We start from the raw sequence: 11854 nt of genomic DNA, 5'->3' as shown, positions 1-11854 counted from the left end.
GGTCAGTCGTTCGGCTCCACCCGGTAGCGCCGAAGCTGCAACGCCGGATTGCGGCGGCGCACCTCCGCCACGCGCTCCGTCGACGCCTCGGCGACGGCGACACCTGTCGTCTCGCCCAAGCCCGCGAGCGTTACGCCCATCGGATCGATGATCGCGCTGTCGCCCACGCCGATCGGCGGGGTGTGGTCCGCGGCCGCGACATAGAGGGTGTTCTCGATGGCGCGCGCCGCCAGCAGCGTCGACCAGTGGTGCTCTTTGAGCGGGCCGCGCACCCACTCCGCGGGAACGGCGACCAGCTCCGCGCCGGCGTCGGCCAGCCGGCGGGTGACCTCCGGGAAGCGCAGGTCGTAGCAGGTCTGCATCCCGACCCGGAGGCCGTCGACCTCGAACACCTGCGGAAGTGCGAGGTCGCCGGGCACGACCCAGTCCGACTCCGTGGAGCCGAATGCGTCGTAGAGGTGCTGCTTGCGGTAGACGGCCAGCGTGGTTCCGTCGGGGCCGACGGCGACCAGGGTGTTGGCGAACTTGTCTCGGATCCCGGTCTGCTCTACCAGCCCGGCGATCACGAAGACCTCGTGCTCGCGCGCGGCCGTGCCCAGCGCTTGCACGAACTCGCCGTCGAGCGACTCGGCGTTGCGAGCGAACGACGGCCCGAGCGGGTCCGTGAAGTACGACGCGTACTCCGGGAAGACGACCAGACGTGCTCCGCGCGCCGCGGCGACGGCGATCAGGCCGGCGACCAGGTCGCGGTTGTGCACGCGATCGTCGCCCGGCGTGAACTGGGCGACCGCGATGCCGACGGCGCTCACGACGCGGCCTCCGCGCCCGGCACCGCCTCTGCCACCGGAGCGGGAGTCTCGATCGGGAGGTGGAGGCTGATCGACGTTCCGACGCCCTCCTCGCTCGCGATGTCGAGCCGGCCACCGTGCGCGGTGACGATCGCCTTGGTGATGGTCAGGCCCAGGCCGACGCCGGGAACAGCGTTGCGGGTGGCCGTCGACGCGCGGAAGAACCGCTGGGAGAGCTGGCTCAGCTCCACAGCGGGGATGCCGATACCGGTGTCGGTCACCGCCACCACCGCATCGTGGCCGTCGCGACGCAGCGACACCGTCACGCTTCCGCCCGAGGGGGTGAACTTGAGGGCGTTGGAGACCAGGTTGTCGACCGCCTGGCCGAGGCGGACGGTGTCGCCGCGGACCTCGACGGGCTCGTCGGGCACCTCCATCACCAGTGCGACGCCGGCGGCGGCCGCACCGGGCCTCGCCGATTCCACCGAGGCCGAGACGACGGACCGCAGTTCCGCATCCTTGATGTCGATGGGGAACCTCCCCGACTCGACCTGCGCGGTGAAGAGGAGGTCGCCGACCAGGCGGAGCAGGCGGTGCGCGTTGCGCTCGGCGACACCGAGGTACTGCAACTGCTCGTCCGAGAGCGGTGCCTCGTCGTCGTCGCGCATGAGTTCGAGGTAGCCGAGGATCGAGCTGAGCGGCGTGCGCAGCTCGTGCGAGATCAGTCCGACGAACTCGTCCTTCAGGCGCGCGAACTCGCGGGCCTGGGTCATATCTGTTGCAACGAAGATGAACCCGACCCGGTGACCGTTCTCGTCGATCCGCGGGGTGGCCGCGACCTGGACGGGCACGTGCTTGCCGTCCGCCCGCACGTACGTCCAGTCGCGCACGTCCGCGTAGCCGGCCCGCACCGTGTCGACGAGGGCGGAGAAGTCGTCGACGCTGGTGACCGTCGTGAACCGCGCGTCCATGTCGCGCAGCCGGTCCTCCAGCTCGCTCACGAGATGGAACTCGATGACCCGCCGGTCGTGCCCGACGACCTGGTTCTCGGTCAGGCTGAGCATCTTCTCGGCGCCGGGGTTCCACACGTCGATCACGCCGTCGAGGTCGGTGCCGATCACCGACTGCTCGGTCACGGCGTTCCAGATGCTCTGGATGAGCCGGTTCGCGGTCTTCAGGCGCGCCTCGTTGAGGAGGAGCTCGTCCTGGCTGCGCTGCGCCTGCTCCAGCAGCTCCTCGCGCTGGGCGGCGACCGCACGGGAGGCCGCCAGCTGCACGCGGGACCGGTGGGCGATCTCGTTGACCACGGCGGCGACGATGAGGTAGATGACCGGTGAGAAGAAGGCACGGAGGAGATCCGCGGGACTCGTCGCGGCGTGATCGATCACGATCGGGCCGAGGAGCACGGCGAAGATGCCGATGGCGGCGATGACGATGTTCCGCCGGCCCTCCTCCGTCGCGATCCACACGAACGGGAGCAGCAGGATCACGCCGATGGAGGAGGTCGAGCCGCCCGTCCCGATGCGCATCAGCCCGATCGCGATCATCGCGACCAGCGGCACGGCGACCGCCCACCTGGCGTCGAGCCGCGGCCAGGGCACCAGCACCGACAGCAGGAGCGCCCCGATCATCACGAGACTCGCGCCGACGATGAAGACCGGGAGGTGCGCGGTCACGACACCGGGGATGAAAGTCAGCGCCAGGGCGATCGTGAAGCCGACGAGCGTCGGCACGAGCTTGAGCAGGACGGAGGGCGAGTCCAGCGGGATCCGCCCCAGCCAGCGATCGATGGTCATGCGGGCTCTCCCAGGCCGAGCATCGAGCGGATGCGCTCCGAGAGCGCCCGCGGGCTGAACGGTTTGATGATGAAGCTGTCGGACCGGTCGGCGACGACGCCGTGATCGGTGAGCAGCTGCACGGAGGCGGACACCATCAGGATGAGCGTGCCCTTGGTCGCGTCGTCGCCGCGGATCGCTTCGGCGACCTCCACGCCGTTGAGCCCGGGCATCGAGATGTCGAGGACGGCGAGGTCGATCCCGCCCCCGACGACCGCGTCGAGCGCGGACCGGCCGTTGTCGACGGCGGCGACGATCTCGACACCGGCACGGTTGGCGGCGATGACCATCAGCTGGCGGATGTCGGCGTCGTCGTCCGCGATGACGATGCGCTTGGCGTCGGTGGCGGCGGCGGTCACGAGAAGAACACCAGTCGCACCACGATGACGGCGGCGATCACGACGAGGGCGATGCCTCCGTAGAGCGGCAGGCGCAGCTCCCACCGCCGGTTGCGGTCGATCTCGCGCTGCAGCTCCTCCCGCTGCACGCGGGTCAGGTCGACGGGGCTCATCGGCGCTCCTCCCGTTCGGCGGCCTCCACGGCGTCGAGCACCGCGGTCACACGGTCGTAGCGGCCCACATCGGCCGCGTCGTGACTGTCGGTGGACGCCACGATACGCGCTCCGGCGTCCCGGAGGGCCAGCACGGCCTCCGTCCCGGGGCAGGCCCACTTCTCGTTCACCTCGACGAGGGTGCCTGTCGCCGCGGCGGCGGACGCCCAGGCCGCGAGGCGATCCGCTCCGAGCTGATCCTCGGCGAGCCCCACCTTGGGGAGGATCGAGAACCAGTGCGCCAGCTGCGCGTGCCTGGTGCGCTCCATGGCCCGGATGCTCGCCTCGATCAGCAGGTCGAGCGCGTCATCGGCCGACAGGCCGTCGGCGATCCGGCGACGCGTCTCGTCGGGCGACCACGGCCCGTCGGTGCCGGGGAACTGGTGGTCGCCGATCACGACCGCATCGACACCGCCCGCGCCGACGACGAGGTCCGCCGGAGTGTCGACCGCGCCGGACGCGTCCAGCAGCTTGGCCTCCACGCCCGTGAGCACGGTGAGGCCTTCTGGCACGGGCGCGGCTGCCACCGCCGCGAGGAACTCGGGCACCCAGGTGGTGGAGGCGCGCACGTGGTCGGTCAGGCGCACCCGGGTGAGGCCCGCCGCCGATGCGGCCGCGATGTTCTCCGCGAGCGTGCTCCTGGCGTCGTCCGAGAAGGTCGAGTGCACGTGGAAGTCGCCGCGCAGCAGCGCATGCAGACGGTCGGTCACTCCTCCGGTCCCTCCGAATGGGCCGCGTTCTCGGAGACGAGCACGTCTGCCGGGTCGAGGAAGACGTCTTCGAGGTAGCGCACGTTGGCGAGCTCCGCGAAGTCGACGGCGGAGGGGACGGGACGCCCGAGCACGAGGTCGAGGAGCAGCGAGGGCATGTCGACACCGGCGGCGATCGTCAACGGCATCGCTCCGGGGAAACGCGGGTTGACCTCCAGCAGGGCGGGAACGCCGTCGCTGCTGTAGCGGAGCTGGACGTTGGCGACCCCGGTCAGGCCGATGGCCCTGGCGACGTCGGCGGCGGTCTGCGACAGCTCGGGCCTGCGAACCGTGCGTCCGGCGATCGAGACGCCGGAGTCGACGCGCTCGCGAGAGCGCGGCACGGCCGCGATCACGGAGCCGTCGAGGCCCGCGAGGACGTCGACCGAGAACTCTTCGCCCGGCAGGTTCTCCTGGATGAGGACGCTCTGGTCCTCCCCCAGCGCCTCCAGGGCGGCACGGTCGGCGATCAGGCGCACTCCGCGCGACCCGGCTCCGCTGCGCGGCTTGATGATCACGGGGAACACCCACTCCGCGCCGACGCCGTCACGGTCGAGCAGCCGTGTCTCCGGGATCCGCGCTTTGCCCTCCACCGCCTGCGCCAATCGGTACTTGTCGAGGCAGGTCACGAGGGTGGCGTGGCTGGGCGCCGCCAGCGCGGTGCCCGCGGCGGAGAGCTCGCCGCGCCGGGCGGCGAGGCCGGGCAGCTCCACGTCGACCGTGGAGAACAGCACGTCGATGCCGTCGGCGGCGCACATCGCGATCACCTCGTCGACGAAGGACGGAGCGCGTCCGGGCGGGACGATCCGCCTGGCCGACTCCGGCACCAGGTACAGCCCGCTCGCCCAGCCGTCCATGTCGGCGGCGAGCACCTCCACGTCGTCGCGCTTGAGCAGCGAGCGGATGACGGCGATGCCGGCCGGGCCTCCTGCGCCCGTGACGAGTACGCGGGTGAGGGATGCGGTCATTCCTGGTTCCTTCGGATTCGGGCGTCGGTCTGGATGGCGGACGCCGGGACGGAGATGTCCGCGGTGTCGCGCATCACCTCCAACGGCTCGCAGTTCGTGCCGCCGCCGAACCGCGACCAGTAGCGGGCGGTAGCGAGGACGAAGTCGTGGTCGAGGTACGTGCGCAGCTCGGTCTGGGAGCGGAAGCAGTCGATGAGGCGCAGCTTGGCCTCGGTGAACCCGTCGATCGGCACGAACCGGGTGGGACGGAAGTCGATCGTCGCCGACGGGCTCTGGAAGCAGCACACCGTGCGGACGTTGCGCGTGGCGACGTTGACGGCCGCGTGCACCGCGCGGTGGTCCTGGTGCCGGTCGTGCGCGGAGTGCGTGTAGACGATGTCCGGCTGCACCTCGGCGACGACGCGCTCGATGATGCTCACGGTGGGGTCGGCGGCCGAGATGCGGGTGTCCTCGAGGTCTTCGAGGAAGAGCCGCGCTCCGAGCAGTTCGGCCGCGGCGAGGGACTCGTGCTGCCGGTCGTCGGCGTCGCCGCCGCGCGCGCCGCGCGAGAGGGTGAGGATCACGACCTGGTTGCCGGCGTCGCGGTGGGCCGAGAGGATGCCGCCCACGCCGATCTCGACGTCGTCGGGGTGCGCGCCGATGGCGAGGACCACCTGCTGCTGGTTCGCAGCGCGCTTGGTGCGCCCCTCCTCCGCGAGCCGGTTCACGATGGCGACGAGCTCGGAGGACGCGATCGGCTTGGTCAGGAACTCGTCGGCCTGCGCGCGCAGCGCGGAGACCGCGTAGTCGACCGAGACGTGCGCCGTCATGACCACGACGGGCAGGCCGGGATGCCGGCTGCGCACCTCCCTCAGGAGGTCGATGCCCGAGATCCCGGGCATCTCGATGTCGGTGATGACGACGTCCGGGTCGAACGAGGCGATGGTGTCGAGAGCGATGGAGGGATCGGTGACGGCGACGACCTGCGCGTCTGCGCGCTTTTCGAGCACGGTCTTCATGTAAAAGGCGACATCGGGGTCGTCCTCGATCACGCACACGCGGTACTTCTGTGCCGAATTCGCCATACGCTTCTCCTGGGTCCTGCGTCGACTCTAGTGGGACGCGCGGTCTAGGCCCCCCGGACGCGCCCGGGCCGACAGCGGATTTCACACCGCCCTCCGGCCGTGCTAGAGTCATTTCTTGTGCCGCGGGGTGGAGCAGCTCGGTAGCTCGCTGGGCTCATAACCCAGAGGTCGTAGGTTCAAATCCTGCCCCCGCAACCAGATGGCCCGGACTTGAGGAGAAATCCCCAGGTCCGGGCCGATTTTTCTTTCCAGGCGGATCTTTCCAGGCGGAGGATGATGGACGAGGCCCTCGACGGCGCACGCGTCGCCGCAGTCTGGGAGGACCATCCCACCTGGGCTCTGCTGCGCAGCTATAACGGCCGTTGGGTGCTTCCTCTCTTCTCGCGTCACCTGGAATACGCGGACGGCACGGTCTCGGCCGACTGGTTCCACCAGAAGGTCGCCGACGCCCTCGAGGAGCTCGACTACGATCGCGAGCCGGCCGAGCCGGAGACGACCCGCACCTCCCCCGCCGAGTACTGCCGCAGCTGGGTGGACAGCCGCTGGCTGGTCCGCACCCGCGCGGGCGCCGGCGAGGGACGCGCGCGCTACCGCCTCTCGCAGTTCTCGCTGCAGGCGCTGCGGATCGTGCGCGAGCTGGCCGAGCCCGACAGCGCCGTCTCGGAGGCGCGCTTCGCGAGCATCGCGAACGCCGTCCACCAGCTGGCCGCGCTGACCGATCCCACGGCCGAGTCCCAGCTCGACCGGCTCGACCGGGAGATCGCGGAATTGCAGCGGCGCCGGGACGACATCGCGCGGCACGGGGCGTCGGTGGCGACACCGGAGGCCGTGTCGCGACAGGTGCGCGAGGTGCTGCGGCTGACGGCGACCCTCCCGGAGGACTTCCGCCAGCTGGGGGCGATGGTCGAGCAGCGGCACCGCGACGTCGCCAGGGCGGCATCCTCCCAGACGGTCGGAAAGGGCGCGCTCGTCGATCGGTTCCTGCGCGACAACGACCTGCTCGAGCAGACGCCGGAGGGCCGCGCCTACCGCGGCTTCGCCGCCATGCTGTCCTCCCGCGAGCTGGAGACGATGCGCGCCGACATCGAGCGCGTCCTCGCGCGGCCGGGCGAGATCACCGACCTGACCGAACGCCAGCGCGCACAGCTGGAGACCCTGATCACCTCCCTGCTCGCCGAGGAGCAGAGCGTGCAGGAGACCTACGTGCGCTGGACGTCGTCGCTGCGGCGCTTCCTCAGCCGCACCGGTTCGGACCGGCACGCCCGCCTCCTCGCACTGGCGGCCCGCGCACTGGACGCCGGAGCGCTCTGGACGGAGCGCCGACCGGGGCCCGCGCTCATCGACGGCGAGCTGCTCGGCATCGGCGGCTGGGACCTCGTCGACGTGACCCAGGCCCAGCTCTGGCGCGACCGGGGGCGTCCGGAGGTCGGCGTCGCGATCACCGAGAACGACGATCCGCTGCCCGACGACGAGCGCGAGGCGCTGCGGCTGGCCGTCGCGACCAGCACGGCGGCCGTGCGCGAGACCATCGACTCCCTGCTCGCCGGGGCGGAGACCGTGACCGGCGCCGACGTCTACGCGGCGACGCCCGCGGAGTACCGCCGGCTCGGTCTCGCGGTCAGCCTCATCGAGCTCGGCGCCGAGAACGGCGCCGTGGCGGAGGGTGTGCAGACCGTGCCGCTCGACATCACGGCCGGCGCACGCGAAGTGACCATGCCGCTCCTCGTCTTCGGACGGGACGCGGCCGACCAGGAGGCGGACGGACTGTGAGCGCCACGGAGACGATGACGGAAGGCCGTGAGGAGGCTGACACCACCGGTGCGGACGCCTTCGGCGACCGGATGGCGGGCGACGCCCTCCCCCGCGAGGCGCGGATCGCTCTCGTCACACTGCTGACCAGCCGGTTCATCACGCGCGCCAAGCACCCGGAGGCGTGGCGCGGTCTGCTCGACCACGAGGCGGACATCCGCGCCCGGCTCGACGAGCTCTTCCTCACCCTGCACCTCGACCTCGCGCACGAGGTCGCCTTCAAACGGCAGAACGGCGAAGACGGCGTCCCCGTGCTGCTGCGCCGCGAGAAGCCGCTGTCGCGCGACGCGTCCCTCCTGCTCGTGCTGCTCCGCCAGGAGCACGCCTACGCCGACGCGCAGGACGAGCCCGTCACGGTGACCCGCGACCACGTCGCCGAGTTCCTCGGCCGCTTCCAGGGCGACTCCTCGCACGACGAGGTTCGGGTCGACCGGCGGATCCGCGCCGCGATCGCGGCCCTCGACCGGCTCGAGCTGCTGACGCCCACTCCGGAGGATCCCGACGTGTACGTGGTCTCCCCGGCGGTGGTGCCGCTGATCGGCACCGACGAGCTGCTGCACCTGGAGCGGATGTTCCTCGCCGCCGCCGGCGAGGATGCGCCGGACGAGGACGATGACGACGCGGCCGACGACACCCCCGAGGAGGACGGCGAGTGAACGACCTGCCCGAAGACGACGGCCTGGTCCGCCGTGGCCAGTTCCGCATCGAGCTCGTCCAGCTGCTGAACTGGGGAGGCTACGACGGCCTCCACCGCATGCCCGTCGGTCGTGGCGGCATCGCCATCCTCGGTCCGACCGGCCGCGGCAAGTCGACCGTGCTCGACGCCATGTCGGCGGTCATCATGCCCAACCCTCAGGAGTTCAACCGCGCGGCGCGCGACGACTCCCGGCAGCGCTCCGAGCGCACGGTCTACAGCTACGCGCGCGGCAAGACCGACGAAGTGAAGGACGCCGGTTCCGACACGACGACGACGCATTTCCTCCGTCCGCTGGGCACCGCGTTCCCGAGCGGTGCGGCGATCACCTGGCGCACCGAGCTCGGCGAGACGATCACCGCCGCCCGCCTCGCCTGGATCGGACCGGACACCTCCACGCAGGACGAAGTCACCACAGCGACGGTCTACCTCCTGGCGCACGGGGAGTTCCCGCTCGGCCGCCTCAACGAGCTCGTGCAGGAGCCGGGCAGCTCCTCGCCGCTGACCCGCGCCTCGCTCGGCCGACTGGTGCACCCCGAACGCGACCTCGTGACCTCCTCGCAGCCCGAGCTGCGCGTGCGGCTCTGCGAAGAGCTCGGCATCGGCGGCAGCGACGAGTCGCAGTTGAAGGCGCTCACTCTGCTGCGCCGCGCTCAGGCGTCGAAGGGCGTGTTCTCGATCGACGAGCTGTTCAAGTCCTTCGTGCTCACCGAGCCGCGCGCGCTGTCGCGCTGGGAGACGACCCTCAGCAGCTACCGGGAGGCCTCCGCCCTCTACGACGTCTTCGAGACCACGCGTCGCAAACTGGAGATCCTGGCCGACGTCCCGGCCCGGGCCGAGCAGCTCTCCGCTGCGGCCGACGACGCCACGGGCAAGCGCAAGCTGCTGACCGCGGCCGACGGCGAGAGCGACCCGCGCCTGCGGGTCTGGCTGGCCGAGCACGTCCGCGACTGGGTGTCCGGCCAGGTGGACGCCGTGCGCGGGCGCAAGCGGGAGCAGGAGACGCTGCGACGCACCGCCGAGGCCGACGAGCATGCGGCGCATCGCGCGCAGCAGGACGCCCAGGCGCGCCTGGCCGCGCTCGGCGGCGACCCGTCCGTCGCTCTGCGGCGCGAGCTCGAGCTGGCCGAGCGGATCCTCGCGGCTCAAGCCAGGGAACGGGCGTCCGCCGACGCGCTCTTCGCCCGGGCCGGGCTGGACGCTCCCGCCTCCGCCGAGCAGCTGGCCGGTGCACAGGCGCAGGCGGAGGCCGCGCTGGCGGCCCTCGCTGCCGACGACGAGCTGAAGGCCGAGCGCTACGAGCTCGCCGGCCGAGTGGACGCGGCCAAGAAGGCCATCGCCGCCGTCTCGGCCGAGAAGCGATCGTACGAGCAGCGCCGCAGCAACGTGCCAGCGGACGCCGACGAGCGACGCCGCCGGATCGCCGCGGCGGTCGGTCTCCCGGCGGAGAGCCTCCCGTACGCGGGCGAGCTGTTCGAGGTTGCGCCGGGCCGCCGAGACTGGAGCCGCGCCGTCGAGGCCGTGCTCGGCGAGACCGCCACCCATCTGATCGTGGACGAGCGCAGCTTCTCCGCCGTGCGCCGGTTCGTCAACGACGGCGACATGCGCGGCCGGGTCGTGCTGGTTCCCGCCGTGGCAGGACTCGCGCCCGAACTCGACCCGATCGACCGGACCGTTCCCGCACTGCTGCACTTCGACGAGGCCAGCCCGTACTGGGGCTGGCTGCACGACGAGCTGGTGCGCGACCGCAGCGTGCTGTGCGTCGAGTCGCCGGAGGAGCTCGACGCACCCCGGCCTGCCGGTGTCTCCGCCGCGGTGACCCGATCGGGGATGCGGTCCGCCTCCCGCGGCCGCGTGATCAAGGACGACCGCAGCAGCGCCTCCTGGATCGGGCTGGACAACACTCCGCGCATCGAGGAGCTGGCGGCCCGTCTGGCCGACCTGGAGACCGAGCTGGGCGCGGCCCGCGCCGCGTCCGACAGTGCGGAGGCCGCGCACAGCGATGCACGGACGCGCGCCGAGGCGCTCGCCGCCCTGCGAGCGATCCAGTGGGAGGCGATCGAGCTCGCACCCCACGAGTCGCGCGTCGCGGAGCTCACTGAGCAGCTCGACCGGGTCTCCGTCGAGCACCCGGAGGCGACGGCGCTGCAGGAGGAGGCGGACCGCTACGACCGCGAACGCCTCGACGCCGCCAAGCGCGGAGCCGCTCTGCAGGCGCGGCTGGAAGAACTCGAGTCCGAGCATGCCGACCTCAACGACATCGAGGACAGCGTGGCCGACGCGCTGGAGCGGAACAGCCCGTTGACGCCGGAGGAGCGGCTGCTGCTCGGCACCCTTCCGTTCGCGGCTCCCAAGCAGTCCTCCGACGTCGACCGCCGCTATGTCGAGGCGCTCGCCGTGCTGCGCGACCAGATCGATACGCACCAGCAGAACGTCGAGCACCTCTCGGAGCTGCTGGTGGTGACCTTCGAGCGCTATCGCGATCTCGACCCGTCGGCCGAGATCGACGCCGGCATCGACAGTCTGCCTGCGGTGCTCGCCATCCACCGCGGCCTCGTCGACGACGACCTCCCGCGCTCGAAGGCCGACTGGCTCGTCAAGGCGGGCGCGAGCATGGGCGACAGCCTGCGCGCCCTGCTCACCCAGATCGAGGAGGACGGCCACGCCATCCGCCGTGGCGTGCGCCCGATCTCGAACGCGCTGCGCGGCATCGAGTTCCGGGAAGGGTCGACGCTCGACATCGAGCCGCGTCCGGTCTCGAACAGCGACCTCCACGAGTTCACCCGCACGCTGCGCAAGCACACCGCGGGTGCGGCGGGCTCGGCGACCGCCGACCGGAGGGACGCCGCCGCGATCGAGCGCGACTTCCTCGACCTCCGCCGTGACCTGTCTCGGTTGGAGGAGCGCTCCCGCGCCGGTGAGGCCTGGCGCCGACGCGTCCTCGACGCGCGTGAGCACTACCAGTTCCGCGCGATCGAGACGCGCGCCGACGGCACGCAGATCGTCCACGAGGGCGTGGCGGGCAAGTCGGGAGGCGAAGGGCAGGAGCTCATCGCGTTCGTTCTCGGTGCGGCGCTGCGCTACCGGCTCGGCGACGGCAGCGACGCCATCCCGACCTACGCACCCATCGTGCTCGACGAAGGCTTCGTCAAGGCCGACAACGAGTACACGGGGCGTGCGCTGGCGGCGTTCCGCGGGCTGGGCTTCCAGCTCGTCGTCGGCGCCCCGCGCGACAAGGTCAACGCCTTCGAGGAGCATGTCGAGTCGGTCGCCTACATCACCGGCGACCCCGCCAGGCCCGGCTTCTCGCGTATCTACTCGCTCAGCATCCGCGAGGCGCTGGAGGGTGAGCGGCTCGGCGCGCTGGTGGAGTGAGGCCGGCCGGCGCCGCGCCGGC

10 protein-coding genes and 1 tRNA gene are annotated in these 11854 nt (G+C 71.6%); 4 read left to right on the top strand and 7 right to left on the bottom strand.

Features of this window, described 5'->3' with window-relative positions:
• Window positions 1–2 precede the first annotated feature (2 nt).
• From ASF88_RS13970 to ASF88_RS13945, 7 genes are read right to left on the bottom strand one after another with little or no spacing between them, the layout of a single operon-like run.
• Entirely contained in the window at window positions 3–809 is an 807-nt protein-coding gene (locus ASF88_RS13970; protein ID WP_055919527.1) for a carbon-nitrogen hydrolase family protein, read from the bottom strand.
• Window positions 806–2584: a sensor histidine kinase gene (locus tag ASF88_RS13965; protein WP_055919524.1), complete on the bottom strand. Its 1779-nt coding sequence runs from the start codon at window positions 2582–2584 to the stop codon at window positions 806–808. Before ASF88_RS13965 ends, ASF88_RS13970 begins: the two co-directional genes overlap by 4 nt.
• The gene (locus ASF88_RS13960) at window positions 2581–2982 is read right to left on the bottom strand and encodes a response regulator (RefSeq protein ID WP_235493450.1); all 402 of its coding nucleotides are present in this window, start codon (window positions 2980–2982) and stop codon (window positions 2581–2583) included. The genes ASF88_RS13965 and ASF88_RS13960 overlap by 4 nt, the downstream gene beginning before the upstream one ends.
• Window positions 2979–3134 carry a hypothetical protein gene (locus ASF88_RS20465; RefSeq protein ID WP_157498351.1) on the bottom strand — a complete coding sequence of 52 codons (156 nt, stop codon included), beginning with the start codon at window positions 3132–3134 and terminating at the stop codon, window positions 2979–2981. The genes ASF88_RS13960 and ASF88_RS20465 overlap by 4 nt, the downstream gene beginning before the upstream one ends.
• Window positions 3131–3883: a PHP domain-containing protein gene (locus ASF88_RS13955; RefSeq protein ID WP_055919521.1), complete on the bottom strand. Its 753-nt coding sequence runs from the start codon at window positions 3881–3883 to the stop codon at window positions 3131–3133. The genes ASF88_RS20465 and ASF88_RS13955 overlap by 4 nt, the downstream gene beginning before the upstream one ends.
• Complete coding sequence (locus ASF88_RS13950) at window positions 3880–4890, bottom strand: ATP-grasp domain-containing protein (RefSeq protein ID WP_055919519.1); 1011 nt, start codon at window positions 4888–4890, stop codon at window positions 3880–3882. The genes ASF88_RS13955 and ASF88_RS13950 overlap by 4 nt, the downstream gene beginning before the upstream one ends.
• On the bottom strand, window positions 4887–5954 hold the full coding sequence (locus ASF88_RS13945; RefSeq protein ID WP_055919516.1) for a response regulator: 1068 nt from the start codon (window positions 5952–5954) through the stop codon (window positions 4887–4889). The genes ASF88_RS13950 and ASF88_RS13945 overlap by 4 nt, the downstream gene beginning before the upstream one ends.
• 121 nt (window positions 5955–6075) lie before the next feature.
• Between ASF88_RS13945 and ASF88_RS13940 the strand changes: the two genes are divergently transcribed.
• The 4 genes from ASF88_RS13940 (at window position 6076) to ASF88_RS13925 (ending at window position 11832) form a co-directional block, all read left to right on the top strand.
• A tRNA-Met gene (locus ASF88_RS13940) sits at window positions 6076–6152 on the top strand.
• A gap of 78 nt (window positions 6153–6230) precedes the next feature.
• Window positions 6231–7724, top strand: a complete 1494-nt coding sequence (locus ASF88_RS13935) for a DUF3375 family protein (RefSeq protein ID WP_055919509.1) — start codon at window positions 6231–6233, stop codon at window positions 7722–7724.
• On the top strand, window positions 7721–8419 hold the full coding sequence (locus tag ASF88_RS13930) for a DUF4194 domain-containing protein (RefSeq protein WP_055919506.1): 699 nt from the start codon (window positions 7721–7723) through the stop codon (window positions 8417–8419). Before ASF88_RS13935 ends, ASF88_RS13930 begins: the two co-directional genes overlap by 4 nt.
• Window positions 8416–11832 (top strand): ATP-binding protein, encoded by a 3417-nt coding sequence (locus ASF88_RS13925; protein WP_055919503.1) that lies wholly within the window; start codon window positions 8416–8418, stop codon window positions 11830–11832. Before ASF88_RS13930 ends, ASF88_RS13925 begins: the two co-directional genes overlap by 4 nt.
• Window positions 11833–11854 lie beyond the last annotated feature (22 nt).

Source organism: Leifsonia sp. Leaf336, assembly GCF_001423695.1.
In the GTDB taxonomy this organism is placed as follows: Bacteria; Actinomycetota; Actinomycetes; order Actinomycetales; family Microbacteriaceae; genus Leifsonia.
The sequence above is the reverse complement of the archived record's forward strand: the minus strand, read 5'-3'. Positions and strand labels throughout refer to the sequence as shown.